General features: G+C 61.9%; 13 protein-coding genes and 2 rRNA genes. 8 read left to right on the top strand and 7 right to left on the bottom strand.

Going from position 1 to position 18,913, the window contains the following annotated elements:
* The first annotated feature begins 5 nt into the window (after positions 1–5).
* From ACK5NW_RS10765 to ACK5NW_RS10740, 6 genes are read left to right on the top strand one after another with little or no spacing between them, the layout of a single operon-like run.
* A complete protein-coding gene (locus tag ACK5NW_RS10765) occupies positions 6–1,448 on the top strand; it encodes a UbiA family prenyltransferase (protein ID WP_416927875.1) in 1,443 nt (480 codons plus the stop codon).
* Positions 1,442–2,767 (top strand): FAD-binding oxidoreductase, encoded by a 1,326-nt coding sequence (locus ACK5NW_RS10760; RefSeq protein ID WP_416927873.1) that lies wholly within the window; start codon positions 1,442–1,444, stop codon positions 2,765–2,767. Before ACK5NW_RS10765 ends, ACK5NW_RS10760 begins: the two co-directional genes overlap by 7 nt.
* A 19-nt stretch (positions 2,768–2,786) precedes the next feature.
* Complete coding sequence (locus ACK5NW_RS10755; RefSeq protein WP_416927871.1) at positions 2,787–3,536, top strand: SDR family NAD(P)-dependent oxidoreductase; 750 nt, start codon at positions 2,787–2,789, stop codon at positions 3,534–3,536.
* Between the two features lie 4 nt (positions 3,537–3,540).
* Positions 3,541–3,942 carry a GtrA family protein gene (locus tag ACK5NW_RS10750; RefSeq protein WP_416927869.1) on the top strand — a complete coding sequence of 134 codons (402 nt, stop codon included), beginning with the start codon at positions 3,541–3,543 and terminating at the stop codon, positions 3,940–3,942.
* The gene (locus tag ACK5NW_RS10745) at positions 3,939–5,390 is read left to right on the top strand and encodes a hypothetical protein (protein ID WP_416927866.1); all 1,452 of its coding nucleotides are present in this window, start codon (positions 3,939–3,941) and stop codon (positions 5,388–5,390) included. The genes ACK5NW_RS10750 and ACK5NW_RS10745 overlap by 4 nt, the downstream gene beginning before the upstream one ends.
* The gene (locus ACK5NW_RS10740; RefSeq protein WP_416927864.1) at positions 5,374–6,237 is read left to right on the top strand and encodes an HAD family hydrolase; all 864 of its coding nucleotides are present in this window, start codon (positions 5,374–5,376) and stop codon (positions 6,235–6,237) included. Before ACK5NW_RS10745 ends, ACK5NW_RS10740 begins: the two co-directional genes overlap by 17 nt.
* Positions 6,238–6,268: 31 nt before the next feature.
* On the opposite strand, the gene ACK5NW_RS10735 is transcribed toward ACK5NW_RS10740, so the two are convergent.
* The 3 genes from ACK5NW_RS10735 to ACK5NW_RS10725 form a co-directional block, all read right to left on the bottom strand.
* Complete coding sequence (locus ACK5NW_RS10735) at positions 6,269–7,240, bottom strand: tripartite tricarboxylate transporter substrate binding protein (protein ID WP_416927862.1); 972 nt, start codon at positions 7,238–7,240, stop codon at positions 6,269–6,271.
* Positions 7,241–7,382: 142 nt separating this feature from the next.
* Positions 7,383–8,915, bottom strand: a complete 1,533-nt coding sequence (locus ACK5NW_RS10730) for a YdgA family protein (RefSeq protein WP_416927860.1) — start codon at positions 8,913–8,915, stop codon at positions 7,383–7,385.
* Positions 8,912–14,908, bottom strand: a complete 5,997-nt coding sequence (locus tag ACK5NW_RS10725; RefSeq protein WP_416927858.1) for an excinuclease ABC subunit UvrA — start codon at positions 14,906–14,908, stop codon at positions 8,912–8,914. Before ACK5NW_RS10725 ends, ACK5NW_RS10730 begins: the two co-directional genes overlap by 4 nt.
* A gap of 117 nt (positions 14,909–15,025) precedes the next feature.
* Between ACK5NW_RS10725 and ACK5NW_RS10720 the strand changes: the two genes are divergently transcribed.
* Entirely contained in the window at positions 15,026–16,468 is a 1,443-nt protein-coding gene (locus tag ACK5NW_RS10720) for a DUF294 nucleotidyltransferase-like domain-containing protein (protein WP_416927856.1), read from the top strand.
* Between the two features lie 40 nt (positions 16,469–16,508).
* Positions 16,509–17,171 carry a helix-turn-helix domain-containing protein gene (locus tag ACK5NW_RS10715; protein ID WP_416927854.1) on the top strand — a complete coding sequence of 221 codons (663 nt, stop codon included), beginning with the start codon at positions 16,509–16,511 and terminating at the stop codon, positions 17,169–17,171.
* On the opposite strand, the gene ACK5NW_RS10710 is transcribed toward ACK5NW_RS10715, so the two are convergent.
* The 4 genes from ACK5NW_RS10710 to ACK5NW_RS10695 form a co-directional block, all read right to left on the bottom strand.
* Complete coding sequence (locus ACK5NW_RS10710) at positions 17,123–17,380, bottom strand: VOC family protein (protein ID WP_416927852.1); 258 nt, start codon at positions 17,378–17,380, stop codon at positions 17,123–17,125. The two genes, ACK5NW_RS10715 and ACK5NW_RS10710, sit on opposite strands and share 49 nt — an antisense overlap.
* Positions 17,381–17,639: 259 nt before the next feature.
* Positions 17,640–17,771: a hypothetical protein gene (locus ACK5NW_RS10705; protein ID WP_416927850.1), complete on the bottom strand. Its 132-nt coding sequence runs from the start codon at positions 17,769–17,771 to the stop codon at positions 17,640–17,642.
* Positions 17,772–17,921: 150 nt separating this feature from the next.
* Positions 17,922–18,034 (bottom strand): 5S ribosomal RNA (gene rrf / locus ACK5NW_RS10700).
* Between the two features lie 121 nt (positions 18,035–18,155).
* A 23S ribosomal RNA gene (locus ACK5NW_RS10695) occupies positions 18,156–18,913 on the bottom strand; the annotation flags it as partial.

The following is an 18,913-nucleotide window of genomic DNA, read 5'->3' as shown; positions in this document are numbered from 1 at the left end:
CAGTCATGACTGATCGCCTGCTGCCGCTTGTCGTTGACCTGGACGGCACCTTGCTGCTGACCGACACCCTGCACGAGCAGTCCTTGGCACTGGCCAGGCAACAGCCCGTGCAGGTCGTGCACCTGCCGCTCTGGCTGCGGCGTGGCAAGGCGCATCTCAAACAGCAATTGGCCGATCGCGTAGCGCTGGATGTCGAGTCACTGCCTTACAACGGCGAATTGCTCGACTGGCTGAAGGCTGAAAAGGCGCAGGGGCGTTCACTGATTCTGTGCACCGCCGCCGACACGCAGGTGGCTCAAGCCATTGGCGATCACTTGGGTTTTTTCGACGAAGTGTTGGCCAGCGACGGCCACACCAATCTGTCGGCCTCGAACAAAGCCCACGCCCTGACACAACGCTTTGGCCTGCATGGATTCGACTACGCAGGCAACTCGCGCGATGACCTGCCTGTTTGGCAGGCCGCACGCCATGCCATCGTCGTCAACGCCGTACAAAGCGTCGCACAAGCCGCACAACAGCATGGCAATGTGGACAAGGTCATTCCTGCCCGCGCTGTGCAGGCCCGAGATTGGCGCAAGATGCTGCGCGTGCATCAGTGGCTGAAGAATCTGCTGCTGTTCGTGCCTTTGCTGGCTGCACATCAGTTCTCCAATGCATCGGCCTGGGCTGACGTGGTGTTGGCATTTCTGTCATTCAGCCTGTGTGCCTCGGCGGTGTATATCGGCAATGATTTGCTCGATCTGCCCAGTGACCGGAGACATTCCAGCAAGCGCCTGCGCCCGTTTGCCAGCGGGAACATGCCCATCGTGATAGGCGTGCATGCCGTGCCGTTGCTGTTGATCGGCAGCGCCCTCACGGGGTTGGCGGTGGGCGGGACTTTTCTGGCCTGGCTGGCGGTGTACTTTGCACTCACCTGTGCTTACTCGTTCAAGCTCAAGCAACTGGTGCTGCTGGATTGCCTGACGCTGGCCAGCCTGTATTCATTGCGTATCGTCGCCGGTGGTGCCGCCGCCGGGCTGGCGGTGTCACACTGGTTGCTGGCCGTGTCAGGCTTCGTCTTCCTGTCATTGTCTTTCCTGAAGCGCCATGCCGAGCTGCGTCCACTGATGGCCCGTGAAGACAACGCCGTCGCCCATGGGCGCGGTTATGAAGCGCAAGACGCCCCGCTGGTGCAGATGCTGGGCATTGGGGCCGGGTACGCCGCAGCGGTGGTGCTGGCCTTGTACCTGCATGGCGAAACCGGACGCGCGCTGTATCCCAATTCGCACGCCATCTTGCTCACCGTGGGCGTTCTGGCGTACTGGATCAGCTGGATGTGGCTCAAATCCCACCGCGGCGAAATGCACGACGACCCCATCGTTTTCGCCATCAAGGACAAGGTCAGCCTGGCCTGCGGAGCCGCTTTTGCGGCATCGCTGATGCTGGCCACCTTGGGGCTGCCGTGGTGATACCGGTCAGCTCCTGGGGGCGGTTGAACGCTGCGCCGCATGCCGTGCTGCCCATCGACGCGCTGGGCAGCCAACGGCCTTTGTCTTTTACCTTGCCTTTGCCTGAACCCGGCCAGACCGTCCTGCCTTACGGCATGGGCCGCAGTTATGGCGACGTTTGCCTTAACCCCGATGGCGCGCTGTGGCTGACGGCAGGAGCCGATCACTGGCTGGCCTTCGACGCCGACTCGGGCCTGCTGACCTGCCAGGCGGGCACGCTGCTGGCCGACATTCAGCGGCTCATGGCACCACGCGGCTGGATGTTGCCCGTCACTCCCGGCACCCAGTTCGTTACCGTCGGCGGTGCCATCGCCAACGACGTGCACGGCAAGAACCACCACCGGGCTGGCTCATTCGGCCATCATGTCCAAGCACTCACCTTGCAGCGCACCGATGGCCGCACCATCACTTGCGGCCCTGATCAACACGCCGAATGGTTCGCCGCCACGGTGGGCGGGCTGGGGCTGACGGGTCTGATCACGCAGGCCACGCTGCCATTGCGGCGTGTCGCCAGTCCGTGGCTGGACACGGAAACCATCGCCTTCGATGCGCTGGAGCGCTTTTACGCACTGGCCGCTGAATCGGAAGCCGATTGGGAATACACCGTCTCCTGGATCGACTGCCTTGACCCGCGCGGGCGCGGTGTATTCATTCGCGCCAACCATGGCGCTGCGGGCGCCTCAGTACCAACGCAAAGACCTCGCAGTTCCGGGTTAAACATGCCCTTTACGCCCCCGCTGTCTTTGGTCAACAAGATCAGTCTGCGCGCCTTCAACACGTTGTATTACCACGCGCACCGCCTGCGCCAGGGCCGCCGCATCAGCCATTACCTGCCTTTCTTTTACCCGCTCGACGGCATCGCGCACTGGAACCGCATGTATGGCCCGCGCGGCTTTTACCAGTACCAATGTGTGGTGCCTTTCGATGGCGGCGAGCAGGCCATTGCGGCCCTGCTGGAGCGCATCGCCCAAAGCGGGCAAGGCTCATTTCTGGCCGTGCTCAAAACCTTTGGCCACCAGGCTTCGCCGGGGCTGTTGAGCTTTGCGCAGCCCGGCATCACGCTGGCGCTGGATTTCCCCAACCAAGGCGACAAGACCCTGCGCCTGTTCGAGCAGATGGACGCCATCGTGGGCCAGGCGGGCGGACGCTTGTACCCGGCTAAAGACGCCCGCATGCCCGCCGGTTTGTTTCAGTCCGGCTACCCGCAATGGGCGCAGATGCAGCCTTACCGCGATCCGGGCATCAGCTCGGCCATGTCGCGCCGCCTCATGGGCCAATGAACCCTTTCATACACCACACATGACCACACCACACCGCATCGTCGTCATCGGGGCCACCTCGGCCATTGCCCACCAATGCAGCCGTCTGTGGGCAGCGCAAGGGCCGTGTGATTTTCTGCTGGTGGGCCGCCACGCCGCCCGCATCGAACCGCTGGCCGCTGATTTGCGCGCGCGCGGCGCTGGCACCACCACGCGCATCGTTGAACTTCAATTCAACGACACGGACGCCATCGCAGCCTTGGCCCAAGAAACAGGCGCTGTAGACACTGTGCTGATCGCGCACGGCGCGCTGCCCGACCAGGCCGCCTGCCAGGACGACCTGCACGCCAGCAGCAGCGCGTTGATGACCAACGGCCTGTCACCCGTGCTGATGGCCGAAGCATTCGTCGGCCCCATGCAGCGCGCGGGCCATGGCCGCGTAGGCATCATCGGCTCTGTTGCAGGCGACCGGGGCCGCAAGAGCAACTACCTCTATGGCGCGGCCAAAGGAATGGTCGACATTTATGCGCAAGGCTTGCAGCACCGTTTGGCCCTTGCTGGCAGCCCAGTGCGCGTGACGCTGGCCAAACCCGGCCCCACCGACACCCCCATGACCGCACACCTCAAGCAAAACGGTGCCAAACTGGCCAGTGCACAAGAGGTGGCACAACGCATCGTCAACGCCATCAGCAAAGGCCAGCCCGTGGTCTATGCACCGGGCAAGTGGGCCATCATCATGTTCGTCATTCGGCATCTGCCGCGCCTGGTTTTCAACCGCATGGACATCTGACGCCGTGCGTATTGCATTGCTTTATGTCTTGTTCTGCGCCGTAGCCATTGGGGTCAACATCGGCTCACAAGCGCTGACGCTGCAACTGTGGCCCTCGGGCATCTGGTGGTCCATCATCGTGGGCACGGCGACCGGGCTGGTCGTCAAATACGTGCTCGACAAGCGTTTCATCTTCCGCTTCTCCCCCCAGAATGTGAAGCACGACGGCACCACGTTTGTGCTCTATACCTTGATGGGCGTGGCCACCACCGCCATCTTCTGGGGGTTTGAATACGGTGCCTGGCTGATTTTTGAAACCGCCAGCGCAAGATATCTGGGCGGAGTGGCTGGCCTGGTGATTGGCTACCTGGCCAAATACCATCTGGACAAAATGTTCGTCTTTCGCGTAACGCCATCTGCTCCATGACCAGTCATAAAACCATCAAGCTACTGGCCTGTCTGATTCTGGCGCTGGCCACCCTGCGCGTGCTGGGGTTCTGGGCGGCCGATCCGATGCTGGCCTATGGCAACAACTACGACCAGATCCGCACCATGGAAACCTTTGGTTTTCGGCCGCGCGATTCACAAAAAGAGCCTTTCGTTGCGACACCAGAGCAGCCCTGGCGCTACTTCATCAAATCAGCCGAGATGCGCTGGCCGAGCTACCCCTCGTCTGACCAGATACTCAAAGCCATTCAGTACGCCACGATGGTCTTGTTTGCCGCCGACGATGGCTCCATGGACATCAAAATTGCCTCCGCGCCACTTCTGCTGGGCTGGATGCTGGGTATCTGGCTGATCTTCAAACGGCTGCTCATTAGCCCCGCCAACGCCTTGGGGTTCGCAGCTTGGCTATTGGTGGTGGTTGATCCGATCAATTTGCTGTTTCTGAACACCTGGTATGCCGAATTTTCAGCTTTCGCCGTCACTACGTTATTGATAGGACTGGTTTGGCTGTGGATGCTGGATTTGATTGGTCTGCGACCGACACTGTTGTGGGGGGCCATGTGTCTGCTTTTTTTGTCGCTTAACCGCAACCAATACATGTTCTTACTGCCTACGGTGGCCTTGCTGATTGCAGCGGCCATGGCAGTGACCCGCCCGTATCGCAGGCAGCTGACAGGCTCACCCATCAAGGTCGTCCTGGTAGCTGTCCTGTGCCTGCTTCCCGCACTGGTCTATACCTCAGCCGCGCAAAAAATGTACCCCATTGGCGCTGCCAACCGAATCAACACCGTATTCTTCACGCTGCTGCCTGCATCCCAAAACCCTGCCCGCATGGCGCAGAAGATGCGGCTGCCACCCAGTTGCCTGCAATTTTCAGGGCGCAACTGGTACGACACCCCGACCACCGCTTTTGAAACGCATTGCCCGCAGGTCATGCGCCTGCCGCTGTCTAAGGTCGTCAAGGGCGTCATCTCTGAACCTCTCGTGGTCTTCACCATCATCGAGCACGTTGGCAAAACCTATCGGGGCTTTTTGCTGCCTTTGCTCGGCCAGATCGAAGGACGCGCGAATGCGCAACTCCAAGACAGTAGCTCACGCCTGCACCGTTCCATCAATCCATTGTTCAAACGCCTTGCGCCTGATGCCATCACGGCACTTATCCTGGTCGCCTCACTAGGCCCTGTACTGGCAGCGCTGATTGCTTGGTCTGTCCGGCAGCGCCGCTGGAGCTTCATGTTCTTGCTGTGCGGTCTGCTGTTCAACTACGCGCTGTTTTCATCCTTGTTTGGAGATGGCTACGCCGATCTGGACCGCCACGCCATTTTGTGCTTCAGCTTTGGGGCGCTGTTCTTCGTGCTGCTGGCCTGCTTCGCCGCATCGGCATTTCAGCGCGCACCCGCCCAGAACCTGCATGAAACCGCTGTCTGAGTTGCCCGCCCATGCCTGGGCCGACATGGCTGGCGTGTTCACCGACATCGACGACACGCTGACCACCGCAGGAGCCATGACGCCAGACGCACTGCAAGCGCTGGAGAACTTGAAAACTGCCGGCCTGCATGTGATCGCCGTCACCGGACGACCCGTGGGCTGGAGCGCGCCGTTCGCGCTGGACTGGCCGCTGGACGCCATCGTGGCCGAAAACGGGGCGGTGGCGCTGACAGGGGGAGCCGATACCGATGCTCGCAACCCTCCAAAAAACAATCATCAAAACAGCCTTCAACGCTTGTCAAACAAGCTCAAACAGCTATCAAAAAAATATCAAACAAACCACGCCACACGTCTTCAGAACCACGCCCGCCTGCAAGCCGTGGCCGCGCGCGTGCTGCGCGAGGTGCCCGGTGCCACGCTGGCGCAAGACTCGGCCGGGCGCGAGACCGACATCGCCATCGACCACAGCGAATTCCATCACCTGGATGCGGCGGGCATTGCGCAGGTGGTGGCCATCATGCACGCTGAAGGGCTGAACGCCACCGTCAGCAGCATCCACATCAACGGCTGGATCGGTCAGCACGATAAATGGCAAGGCGCGTGCTGGGCGGCGCGCGAATTGCTGGGCATCGATCTGGCCACTGAGCAAGCCCGCTGGATTTACATGGGCGACTCGACCAACGACCAGGTGATGTTCCAATACTTCACGCACAGCGTGGGCGTGGCGAACATCCGGCGCTTTGAAGATCAGTTACAGCACCGCCCGCGCTGGGTGACGCAACACGCGCGCGGTGCGGGCTTTGCCGAAATGGCCCAGCGTCTGCTGGCTGATCGCCGCTGTCCCTGAAAAGCCAGCGGCACCACGCCCCAAGACCGACTTACTTAGCCTTTTTGGCCAGTCCCATCTTGTCGATCAAAGCCTTTTCGCGCGCAAAGGTGTCTTCGGCAAACTGGCGGTACTGCTCTGAACTCATGTAGATCGGCACCATGTCGTAGCGCTTGAGCGCTTCCAGATACGCCGGTTGCTCCATCGACTGCTTGAAAGCGTCGTGCAGGCGTTTGACCACTTCGGGCGGGGTGCCGCGTGGCGCGCCAACGCCAAAAGGCGAGTTCTGCACCAGATCCAGCCCCAGCTCTTTCAGCGTGGGTGCGTCGGGAAATTTGTCCAGTCGCTTGTCGCCCCAGGTGTTGAGCACGCGCAGCTTGCCCGCTTCGACCTGCGGCGCAAAGCCGGTGGAGTCAGCCGCGGCCATCACATGGCCGCCCACCACCGCCTGCATCAGATCGGCCGAGCCTTTGTAGGGCACGTGCTGCAACTCGATGCCTGCTTTTTGTGCCACTTGCTCCATCGTCAGGTGCGGGCTGGTCAGGGTGCCGGTGGAGCCGTAGTTCAGCTCGCCCGGGTGCGCCTTGGCATAGGCCGCAAAGTCGGCCCAGGTTTTGAATTGCGAATTGGCAGGCACCACCAGGCCAAAGGCGTAGCCGGTGACGTTGATGACGTAAGTAATGTCCTTGATCGGATCCCACGTCAGTTTGGTGGTGTACGGCAGACGAAACACGCCCAGCGGAATTTGCGCCAGCGTGTAGCCATCAGGCTGCGCCAGTTGCAAAGCCTGCGCAGGCAAGGTGCCACCCGCGCCGGGCTTGTTGTCGATGATGACCGGCTGGCCCAGCACTTTCGACGCCCCATCAGCCAGCGCCCGCATGGTGATGTCGGTCGGCCCACCCGCCGGGAATGCAATCACCAGCTTGATGGGCTTGGACGGAAACGATTGCGCCCAGGCCACAGGGGCGGCCAAAGCGGCACTTGCAGCAACCAGTGCAGCCATCAGGGTACGGCGACGAGGCATGTGGGAATCTCCTTGATAGTGATGTGTTTAAACCGGTTGATCGATACCGGGTACACCCAAGTACACCATGCCCGAGCCTCGGGGAAAGCCCTGAGCCGTGTCGCCTGCGTGTCAGCGCTGTCAACGCTGTCAGCGTGCAGGCTTAGCGCCCCATGCCGCCAAACAAGGGCTGGCCATTCAGGCTCAACCTGCCGCTGCCATATTCGGCCTTGGCCATGTAAGCATCGCCGTCTTCGATGACCAGGCCCTGGCGCGCCAGGGTTTGCGCCAGCTCGGTCATGGCCTCGGGCGTGACCTCGGGGTTGTGGGCCAAATCGGCCAGCGCGGGCAGCCACGCCTTGGGCAGGCGCACATCGGCATCGGCACGCAAGCTTTGTTGCAGGCGGCCCATCCACGGCTGCTCGTCCGCACCCTCAGGGCCTTCGCCCACGGCCACGTGGTAGCCCAGTTGTGCAGCCTGGCCGTCTGCGGCGGATGCTTTCAGGCTGAAGCGGTATTCGGGCTGGCCTTTGAGCAGGTGGCCCATCATGTCGGCCACCTCTTCTTCTGGTGGCATGGCTTGTTCGGCGGTTTGCCCCTGCTGGGCAGACTGCACCTTGGTCAGCAGCTTTTGCGCCGCCATCAGGCCCGCTTCGCTCACGCGCTGAAGTTGGCTTTCAACGCGCACTTCTTTCAGCGCCAACCCACCCAGGCTGCCCTCGCCGGTCAGGGTGTCCGTCTGGCTCATCAGGCCATCCTGGCTGGTCGCTTTGCTGTCGAAGGCCAGTTTTTTCAGATCCAGCACCGGCTTCAGATCGGGCTGCCCTGCGCTGCGGTAGCTCAGCACCAGCGCGTCAACCGTGCCGCTGCCGTGGCCGGGCGACAAAAACCAGCGCTCGCCCGCCTGGGTGACGTCAAAGTCCGCTTTCAGACCGTCTATGCGAAGCGTCATGGCCCCTTCGTCATCGTCCGACAGTGCATCACCGATGCGCAAGGAAACTTGCGGCCAGTGCATGCTGCCTTCGACGTGGCTGGCATCGGCGTTGTACTGGTAGTCATAAACCAGCGCCTGCCACTGCATTGCGTTGTCGGGGGTTTGCGGATCGGCCACTTCGCCCGCAGGCAGGCGCGCCTGCCCGCTGTAGGTGCCGTCAAAACCGGCCAGCGTGTCGAACTCAGGCGGCTTGACCTTGGCGAACGCCTGGCGCGTGGCCTCGTCTGCGCCTTCCACTTTGGTCAGGCGGGTGTGGATACGCGCCGCCCCCAGGGCCAGACCGGGCAGCGGGCCGTGGCGAATGTCGTCCTGAAAGGTCAGGCGTATTTTTTGCGGTGCATCAGCCGATGTGCCAGCAGGCGAGCCAGGCAGCGGCAGCGCACTTTCGTTGGACTGGGTGCCCTGGTCGGCATCCAGCTCTTCTTGTTCAGCATCATTTTCAGCAGCACCTTGATTCAATGCGGCGCGCTGGCTGCTGGCAGATGGCCAATCCAGTTGCACCACCACCGTGCTTTTGGAGCTGAACAGCCCGCGTTCGTACTGGCGTTCGACAAACACGTCTTCACCAAACTGCGCCACGGCCTTGTCCTTCAACGCGGCATAGCGGGCCTCTACCTGCTGGCCCAACCACCAGTTGGCCCCCGTGTAGGCCACACCCAACACGGCGATGGCCGCCGCGATCTTGCTTGTCTTTCTGCTCACTCTGTCGGTTCCTTTCGTTTAAAAAAATCTGCTTTTCCACTGCACGCCAGCACGGGGGCCAGCGCCTGACCTGTGTGGGTATGGGCGTGCACCACGTCTTCTGGCGTGCCTGCGGCCGCCAGTTGCCCGCCGCCTGCGCCGCCTTCCGGCCCCAGGTCGATGATCCAGTCAGCCTCGGCGATCACATCCAGGTCGTGCTCAATCACCAGCACGCTGTGGCCACCTCCCACCAGCCGGTGCAGCACGTGGATCAGTTTTTCCACGTCCTGCATGTGCAGGCCCACAGTGGGTTCGTCCAGCACGTACAGGGTGTGCGGCGCTTTCTGGCCGCGGCGCGTCACGTCGTCTCTGACTTTGCTGAGTTCGGTCACCAGCTTGATACGCTGCGCCTCGCCGCCACTCAGCGTCGGGCTGGGCTGGCCCAGCGTCAGGTAGCCCAGCCCCACGTCTTTGAGCAGTTGCAGCGGGTGACTGATGGCGGGCATGCTGGCAAAAAACTCTACCGCCTCGTCCACTTCCATGTGCAGCACCTCGCCAATGCTTTTACCGCGCCAGGTCACGGCCAGCGTCTCGGGGTTGAAGCGCGCGCCGTGGCAGACTTCGCACGGCACTTTCACATCGGGCAGAAAACTCATCTCAATGGTGCGCACGCCCTGGCCTTCGCAACTGGGGCAGCGCCCTTCACCCGTATTGAAGCTGAAACGGCCCGGCGCGTAGCCGCGCGCCTTGGCCTCCAGTGTGTCGGCAAACAGCTTGCGCACCGTGTCCCAAAAGCCGATGTAGGTGGCCGGGCAGCTGCGCGGCGTCTTGCCAATGGGGGTCTGGTCCACTTCCAGCACCCGGTCGATCTGGCCAAAGCCTTCCAGCGCGGTGCATCCAATCAGGCCATGACTATTTATTTGATAGCTTCTATCGCTTGTTGGCAAAGCGTCATCGGCCTTTTTCCCTTTGAACTTTTGCCTCACAAAGCGCTGCACGCTGGCCAGCAGCACGTCGCGCGCCAGCGTGGATTTGCCGGAGCCGGAAACGCCCGTTACTGCCACCAGGCGTTTGAGCGGCACGGTCACATCCACGTCTTTCAGGTTGTGGAGATAAGCACCCTTGAGGGTCAGCAGCGCAGTCGATGCCTCCACCGGACGCCGCACATGCAGCGGATGCTGCATGGCCTGGCGCAAATAGCGGCCGGTGGCCGAATCGGGCGCGGCTTGCAGATCAGCCGCCGTGCCTTCGGCCACCAACTGACCACCGCGCACGCCCGCGCCGGGGCCGATGTCGATCAAGTGCTCGGCACGGCGGATGGTGTCCTCGTCGTGCTCCACCACCACCAGCGTGTTGCCCTTGGCCGAGAGGGTGTGCAGCGCGTTCAGCAAAATCTGGTTGTCGCGCGCGTGCAGGCCAATGGTGGGTTCGTCCAGCACGTAGCACACGCCCTGCAGGTTGCTGCCCAGTTGCGCGGCCAGGCGAATGCGCTGCGCCTCGCCGCCACTGAGCGTCGGCGCGCCACGCTCCAGCGTCAGATAACCCAGGCCGACTTGCATCAGAAAATCCAGTCGGCTCTTGATCTCGGGCAGCAGGTCGCGCGCGATGTCGGCGTCGCGCCCTTGCAGTTGCAGGCCGCCAAACCAGGCGCGCAGATCGGCCACGCTCAGGCGGGCGAGGTCGGTGATGGCGGTTCCATCTTCCGCACCAGCGGCCCCCTCACCCTCACCCTCACCCGCTGGCGGGAAAGGGCTGGGGTGAGGGCCAGCATGAAGGCCAGCATGCAGTCGCACCGCCCGCGCCACCGGGTTCAGCCGGGTACCCTGGCAGGTCGGGCAAGCCGCATCGCCCACGTCCTCCACGTCAGGCTCGGCAAACGATTGTTCGCGCCCTTTGTTGTCAGCAGAGAGCACCGAATCGTCCAGCACCTTGCGCTGCTCGCGCGTCAGCCGGACGCCGGTGCCCACGCAGTCGGGGCACCAGCCGTGCTTGCTGTTGTAGGAGAACAGGCGCGGATCCAGCTCGGTGTAGCTGGTGGCACAAACCGGGCAGGCGCGCTGGGTCGAAAACACCGCCACCTGGCCGATGCCCGCCGTGGACGCGCCGGTTTCCATGGCGTTGCGCAGTCCCGTCAAGTCACTCAGCACGTGCACCACGCCCTTGCCATGCTCCAGCGCGCGGGCCAGCGATTCGCGCAGCTGCACCTCGTTGCCGGGGGTGACGGGCAGGCTCATCACCGGCAGCTCAATGGTGTGTTCTTTAAACCGGTCGATGCGCGGGAAACCCGTGGTGGACAAAAACTCGCCGTCCACCCGCAGGTGGGTAAAGCCGCGCGGGCGCGCCCAGTCGGCCAGCTCGGTGTAGACGCCCTTGCGGCCCACCACCAGCGGTGCCAGCAGGCCGATGGTCTGGCCAGCGTAGCGCGCCATGATCTGCGCCACGATGCGGTCGGCCGACTGCGGCAGCACCGCCGCACCGTCGTGCACGCAATGCTGCACACCCAGCTTGACGAACAACAGGCGCAGAAAATGCCACACCTCGGTGGTAGTGCCCACCGTACTCTTGCGGCCGCCGCGCGAGAGGCGCTGCTCGATCGCCACCGTGGGCGGAATGCCCCACACCGCGTCCACCTCGGGCCGGCCGGCAGGTTGCACGATGGAGCGCGCGTAGGCGTTCAGACTTTCCAGATAACGGCGTTGTCCTTCGTTGAACAGAATGTCAAACGCCAGCGTGCTCTTGCCTGAGCCACTGACGCCGGTGATGACGTTGAATTTGCCGCGCGGTATGTCGACGCTCAGGTTCTTCAGGTTGTGTTCGCGCGCATGCACGATTTCAATGGTGTTTTTGGCCTCTGAAGCATGTTCAGAAAGCGCTGGCAGCTCTGTTTTGTATAGCGGAACCGATTCATGCACGGCACCCGCCCCCACGCCCAGGGTTTGCGCGTAGGCACGCAGCGCAGCGCCAGTGTGCGAGCCGGGGTGTCGCGCCACATCATCCGGCGGGCCTTCGGCCACCAGCTGGCCACCGCCCTCGCCGCCTTCCGGCCCCAGGTCGATCAGCCAGTCGGCCGCGCGCATCACATCCAGGTTGTGCTCGATCACCACCAGCGAATGCCCCGCATCCAGCAGCTTGCGAAAAGCCCGCATCAGCTTGGCGATGTCGTCAAAGTGCAGGCCGGTGGTCGGCTCGTCGAACAAAAAGAGCTGGCCCTTTTTGGCGGTGGGCTGGCGGCTGGCGGTCTGGGATTTCGCTGCCTCAGCCAAAAAACCGGCCAGCTTCAGGCGTTGCGCCTCGCCACCGCTGAGCGTGGGCACCGGCTGGCCGAGTTTCACGTAATCCAGCCCCACATCCACAATCGGTTGCAGCGCACGAATCACCTCGCGGTCGCGCGCGAACAGCTGCGCCGCCTCGGCCACGGTCAAGTTCAGCACGTCGGCCACGTTCAAGTGCCGTGTTCTTGAATGGGGGTCAGCGTCGAACTTTCCGGCAGCCATATCGGCCAATCGGTCAACCGTCTGCTGAAAATGGGAATCCGACTCCGATTCAAGCGCCTGGCGCTCGATCTTCACCTCCAGCACCTCGGGTCGGTAGCGTTGGCCGTCGCAGTCGGGGCAGCGCAGGTACACATCGCTGAGAAACTGCATTTCCACATGCTCAAAGCCCGATCCGCCGCAGGTCGGGCAGCGCCCATCGCCCGAGTTGAAGCTGAACTTGGCTGCCGTGTAGCTGCGCTGCCTGGCCAGCGGCGTGGCTGCAAACAGCGCCCGGATCGAATCCCAGGCCCCCACATAGCTGACGGGGTTGGAGCGCGCGGTTTTGCCAATGGGCGACTGGTCGACGAACACCACGCCACTCAAATGGTCGGCACCCAGCAGGCGCTGGTGCGCGCCGGGCGATTCGGTCGCCTGGCCGAAGTGGCGGCGCAGCGCGGGGGCCAGCACGTCTTGAATCAATGTGGATTTGCCTGAGCCAGACACGCCGGTGACCACCACCAGCCGTTGCAGCGGAAAGTCCACCGTCAGCGCTTGCAGGTTGTGCTCGGTCGCGCCTTCCAGAATCAAACGCGGCGTGCTTTCGCTGACCGGGCGGCTGAAGCCGGTGCCAATGTGTTTGCGCCCGCCCAGGTAAGTGCCGGTCAGCGTGTCGGCGGCGCGCAGTTCATCGGGCGTGCCGTCGAACACGATCTTCCCACCGGCCACGCCGGGGCCGGGGCCGAAGTCGAGCACGCGGTCGGCGGCCAGCATCACGGCCGGGTCGTGCTCCACCACCACCAGCGTATTGCCCGCGTTTTTAAGCCGCTGCATGGCCTGGGTGATGCGATCCATGTCGCGCGGGTGCAGGCCAATGCTGGGTTCGTCCAGCACGAACAGCGTGTTGACCAGTGATGTGCCCAGCGCTGTGGTCAGGTTGATGCGCTGCACCTCGCCGCCGCTCAAGGTGCGGCTTTGCCGGTCGAGCGTGAGGTAGCCAATGCCCACATCACGCAAGTAGCGGATGCGGGTGGTGATTTCTTCCAGAATCAAGGCGCGCGCCTTGGCATCGGCAGATTCGGCATCAAAAACGTCGCTGGCGCTTGCTTTATCTGCGTTATCTGCTATTTTTTCAGGAGCATTTTGAGCCATCAAGCGGTCAAAGAAGAGGCCCAGCCGGTCAATCGGCAGCAGCATCAGGTCGTGCAGGCTCAAGCCTGGCAGGGCTTCGAGCTGCGCGCGTGACCAGGCCACGCCCTGCGGCAAAAAGCGCTGCGCGGGCGGCAGCACGGCATCGGCATCGGCCTTGCTGCCCACGCGCCACAACAGGCTGTCGGTCTTGAGCCTGGCACCGCCGCAATCGGGGCAGGTGGTGTAGCTGCGGTACTTGGACAGCAGCACCCGGATGTGCATCTTGTACGCCTTGCTCTCCAGGTAGGCGAAGAAGCGCCGAATGCCGTACCACTGTTTGCTCCAGTTGCCTTCTTTGTAATGGGGCGCGCCGTCGATCACCCAGCCTTTTTGCGCATCGGTCAGCTTGTGCCAAGGCGTGTCGCGCGCAATACCTGCGCTTTCGGCGTGGCGCATCAAATCGTCCTGGCATTCGCGCCAGGCCGGGGTTTGAATCGGCTTGATGGCACCGGCGCGCAGCGTCAGGCGCTCGTTAGGCACCACCAGGCCCCAGTCAACCCCGATCACGCGGCCAAAGCCGCGGCAGGTGTCGCACGCACCCACGGCGGAGTTGAACGAGAACATCGACGAAATCGGCTCGCTGTAGCGCAGATTGCTTTCAGGACAGTGCAGGCCAGTGGAAAAGCGCCAAAGGACAGGCTCTGCGCCCTCCTCGGTCGGCAGCGCATAAACGGTCATCCGCCCGCCGCCGCGCTTGAGCGCCAGCTCAATGGCTTCAATGACGCGAGCGCGTTCGGCACTGCCAAGGCGGAAGCGGTCGGCCACCACGTCCAGAATCTTCTTCCCGTTTTCAACCCGCTCGGCCTGCACGCGGGTAAAACCGGCGGCCGACAACCATTGCTCGACATCTTCGGCGCTGGCCGTCGCCGGCAGTTCCACGGCAAACGTCAACACCAAACGTGGGTCGCCAAGTGTCTTGGCACGCGCCACCAGCTCGGCGTAAATGCTGTCGGGCGAATCGTGCCGCACCGGCAGCGCGGTCTGGCGGTCGAACAACTGGCCTGCGCGGGCGAACAGCAGCTTGAGGTGGTCGTTCAGCTCCGTCATGGTGCCGACGGTGGAACGCGAGCTGCGCACCGGGTTGGTCTGGTCGATGGCGATAGCGGGCGGCACACCTTCGACCTTGTCCACCTGGGGCTTGTCCATGCGGTCGAGAAACTGGCGCGCATAGGCACTGAAGGTTTCCACATAGCGCCGTTGACCTTCGGCGTACAACGTGTCAAACACCAGGCTGGATTTGCCCGAACCGCTGGGGCCGGTGACCACTGTCATCTCGCCCGTGCGGATGTCCAGGTCAAGATTTTTCAGGTTGTGCTGGCGCGCGCCGCGAATGCGGATAGGGTCACGGGACATGGATGAAGCTGTGCAAAAGAGGAAGGAAACCGCCAGAAGGCCGAACATTCTCGCAAATCAAGGCGGCCACCTGCGGGTTTGCCACAATACCCGCACTGCCCTTGAAAAATGCCGCGCATGACTGATTTTGCTTCTGCCCCCTCGCCCGACACCATGAGCCTGCTGGGCACCCACCTGGCCGATCTGATCCGCCGTCCACCGCTGGTGCTTGCCCCCGATGTCAGCATCCAGGCCGCCGCACAAGCCATGCGCGATGCGGGCGCATCGTCGGTGATGCTGATGCAAGGCAACCATCTGGTCGGGCTGGCCACCGACCGCGACCTGCGCAACCGCGTGGTGGCAGAAAACCGCGCACTCACTGATTCCATTCAAAGCATTGCCACTGCCGATCCGGTCAGTCTGCCGGGCAGCGCCAGCGCGCTGGATGCACTGATGCTGATGGCGCGGCGCAACATCCACCACGTGCCGGTGGTCGATCAGGGCCAGGTGCTGGGCATGGTGACGGCCACCGACGTCAGCGAGCAGCAGGGTACCTCCGCCGTGTTCTTGAGCAAAAGCATCTTCCACGCCCCCGATGCAGACACGCTGGCCACTTTGTCACTGCGCATCAAGCCCATGCAGCAGGCGCTGGCCACCGCCGGTGTCAGCGCCTACGCCATCGGCCACGTGGTGACCGCCATCACCGACGCCCTGACCGTGCGCCTGATCCAGTTGGCCGAGGCCGATTTAGGCGCGCCGCCCGTGGATTACGCCTGGGTGGCCGCCGGATCACAGGCGCGCATGGAACAAACCGCCAAGTCCGACCAGGACAACTGTCTGCTGCTGAGCGACGACTTTGACGCGGCCACGCACGACGACTACTTCAAGGCGCTGGCCCGCTCGGTCAACGCCGGGCTGGACGCCTGCGGCTACATCTACTGCCCCGGCGACATGATGGCCCAGACCGACCAGTGGCGCCAACCCATGCGCCAGTGGCGCGACTACTTTCGCCAGTGGGTCGACGTGCCCGAACCAATGGCGTTGATGCTGTCCAGCGTGTTCTTCGATTTGCGCTGCGTGCACGGCAACGCCGGACTGCTGCACACGCTGCGGCGCGACGTGCTGGCACGCACCAAAGGCAATACCCTGTTTCTGGGCCACATGGTGGCCAACGCGCTGAAAAACCGCCCCCCGCTGGGCCTGTTTGGCCGTCTGACGCTGATCAAAGACGGTGCCAACGCCAACACGCTGGATTTGAAACACAGCGGCGTGGTACCCATCGTCGATCTGGCGCGCATTTGCGCGCTGGCGGGCGGGCTGGATGTGGTCAACACCAGTGACCGCCTGAGCGCCTCGGGCGCAGCGGGAACACTCAGCCCCGGCATGGCGCGCGACTTGCGCGATGCGCTGGAATTTTTAAGTCGCCTGCGCGTATCGCACCAGGCACGGCAAGTCGGCAGCGAGCAGGCCCCCGACAACTTTCTGAAGCTGGAAGAACTCTCCGACTTTGACCGCGGACACATGAAAGACGCCTTCACGCTGGTGCAACAAATGCAAAGCGTGCTCAAGAGTCGGTATTGACCTACCAGTTCCGTCGCCCTCAATCCCAAAACCATCCCGCATGAACATGCACCGCCCCTTTCATCGATGGAGCCATCAAAGCCACAAGACAGAACGGCACATGGTGTTTCCCGATGGGTGCCGGGATGTGCTGATCGCACAAAAGACAGATGGGCCAATCGAGGTTACTTTGACAAACTTCGACTTCACCCCACGCATGGTCATGACGCATTCTGGCGTCCAAATGACGGGCTACCGCCTTCGGCCAGGTGCGGTCGTTTTCCCGAAGACGCTTGAAGCCATCACAAGAAACCCTTGTCAAGCTGAAGCGATTCTCACCAGCACATTCGGTGCGTGGAACGATTTGGACGACACGATCATGGCACTGACCGCGCCAGATGCCAGCGTTCAAACCGTAGCCCGCCATGCAGGCGTTTCAATCCGCACCCTGCAACGGCAGTTTCTGGCGCAGCATCTGCCCGCGCCTGACTTCTGGCGACTATTGGCACGTGCGCGCCGAGCGGCCGGAATGCTTGTCCGGTCCGAGCCGCTGGCCGAAATCGCCAGCGCCTGCGGTTTCAGCGACCAAGCCCATATGAGCCGGGATTTGTTGCGCTGGTTTGGCTGCAGTCCAGCCCAGTTGCGCCGCAATGCTTCTGTGCTTGATCTGCTGCGTCAACCCGCGCTCGGCAACTGGACGGGTGAGCAAATCTCAACCAGGTAGCCGTTCAGATCGCTGACATACGACGTGGTTTGCCCCCAGGGTTCGTCGCGCACCGCCTGCACCGGCTTTGCACCAGCGGCCACAGCGCGGTCAAAGGCGGCAGGGACATCGCCGGTTTCAAACGCAATCTCAAAGACCGGCGTCTTGGGACTGGGTTTGCCGGGTGTTTTGCCAAGTTGTGTCATCAGCGAGACCGACGAAAACGCCAACTTGGTTTCGCCGGTAGAAAACTCGCCGTAATCGCCTGCCTCGTGTAAAAACCCGCGTGTCAGCCAAAGGCACGCTCGTAAATATCAAGCGTGGCCGCAACGTCATCCACATAAAGAATGGTGTAGCGCAAGATCATGGCGCAAACCTTTTGAAGTTGAGTTCACCCCGCACTGTGCACATGCACACGCACAGTGTCTTGAACCATCACGACAGCATCGGAGGCATCGATAAGCATACCCCAGGCAGCCCATCCCCGAATTATGGAGCCCCGCCCGTCAGATCCTGCGCCAACATCAACGCGTTGCCATCCATGTCGTAGAAAGTTGCCGTCTTGACCATGCCCTCAACGACATCGGTTTGGCCGTCGAACCTCACATCCGCCTGTTCCATCTCTAAGCTGTTGACTCCATTGGGACCAGCGCTCCGAAATGGCCCAAAGCAGCCAATGGGTATCGAACTCGGGAGTCCGAGATTTCAAAGCAGCTTCAACAAAAAAGAAAACGCCCAGTCACTTCTGACTGGGCGTTTCTTGCTGTAATAGCCTGACAATGTCCTACTTTCACACGGGAATCCGCACTATCATCGGCGCTAAGGCGTTTCACTGTCCTGTTCGGGATGGGAAGGAGTGGTACCACCTCGCTATGGTCATCAGGCATAACTTGTTGCCGCCCTGACTGGTATACAGTCAAAACGACCAATTCATAGAGCAAATCAGCTTTTATTTGTTTGCGTCACTTGGCATAACAACTTTGATCAATTTTCAATCAAAGTTATAGGGTCAAGCCGCACGAGCAATTAGTACTGGTTAGCTTAATGCATTACTGCACTTCCACACCCAGCCTATCAACGTCCTGGTCTTGAACGACTCTTTAGGGGGCTCAAGGCCCCGGCAGATCTAATCTTGAAACGAGTTTCCCGCTTAGATGCTTTCAGCGGTTATCTCTTCCGCACTTAGCTACCCTGCAATGCCACGGGCGTGACAACAGGTACACCAGAGGTGCGTCCACTCCGGTCCTCTCGTACTAGGAGCAGGCTTTCTCAAATCTGCAGCGCCCACGGAAGATAGGGACCAAACTGTCTCACGACGTTTTGAACCCAGCTCACGTACCTCTTTAAATGGCGAACAGCCATACCCTTGGGACCGGCTACAGCCCCAGGATGAGATGAGCCGACATCGAGGTGCCAAACACCGCCGTCGATATGAACTCTTGGGCGGTATCAGCCTGTTATCCCCGGCGTACCTTTTATTCGTTAAGCGATGGCCCTTCCACATGGAACCACCGGATCACTATGACCGACTTTCGTCTCTGCTTGAGGTGTCACTCTTGCAGTCAAGCAGGCTTTTGCCATTACACTCAAAGGGTCGATTTCCAACCGACCTGAGCCTACCTTCGCGCGCCTCCGTTACTCTTTAGGAGGCGACCGCCCCAGTCAAACTACCCACCAGACACTGTCCCTGAACCAGATAATGGTCCGAGGTGAGGAATCTAAAATAACAAGGGTGGTATCCCAAGGATGACTCACCTAACGCT

The organism is Ottowia sp., from assembly GCF_047975795.1.
Classification (GTDB): Bacteria; Pseudomonadota; Gammaproteobacteria; order Burkholderiales; family Burkholderiaceae_C; genus Ottowia.
Note: the sequence above shows the minus strand (reverse complement) of the source record. Positions and strands in the feature narration are given on the sequence as shown.

Coding starts and splice junctions, on each gene's coding strand:
- ACK5NW_RS10765 (WP_416927875.1), top strand. CDS start 6: ATGACTGATCGCCTGCTGCCGCTTGTCGTTGACCTGGACGGCACCTTG.
- ACK5NW_RS10755 (WP_416927871.1), top strand. CDS start 2,787: ATGACCACACCACACCGCATCGTCGTCATCGGGGCCACCTCGGCCATT.
- ACK5NW_RS10745 (WP_416927866.1), top strand. CDS start 3,939: ATGACCAGTCATAAAACCATCAAGCTACTGGCCTGTCTGATTCTGGCG.
- ACK5NW_RS10740 (WP_416927864.1), top strand. CDS start 5,374: ATGAAACCGCTGTCTGAGTTGCCCGCCCATGCCTGGGCCGACATGGCT.
- ACK5NW_RS10735 (WP_416927862.1), bottom strand. CDS start 7,240: ATGCCTCGTCGCCGTACCCTGATGGCTGCACTGGTTGCTGCAAGTGCC.
- ACK5NW_RS10725 (WP_416927858.1), bottom strand. CDS start 14,908: ATGTCCCGTGACCCTATCCGCATTCGCGGCGCGCGCCAGCACAACCTG.
- ACK5NW_RS10720 (WP_416927856.1), top strand. CDS start 15,026: ATGACTGATTTTGCTTCTGCCCCCTCGCCCGACACCATGAGCCTGCTG.
- ACK5NW_RS10715 (WP_416927854.1), top strand. CDS start 16,509: ATGAACATGCACCGCCCCTTTCATCGATGGAGCCATCAAAGCCACAAG.
- ACK5NW_RS10705 (WP_416927850.1), bottom strand. CDS start 17,771: ATGGAACAGGCGGATGTGAGGTTCGACGGCCAAACCGATGTCGTTGAG.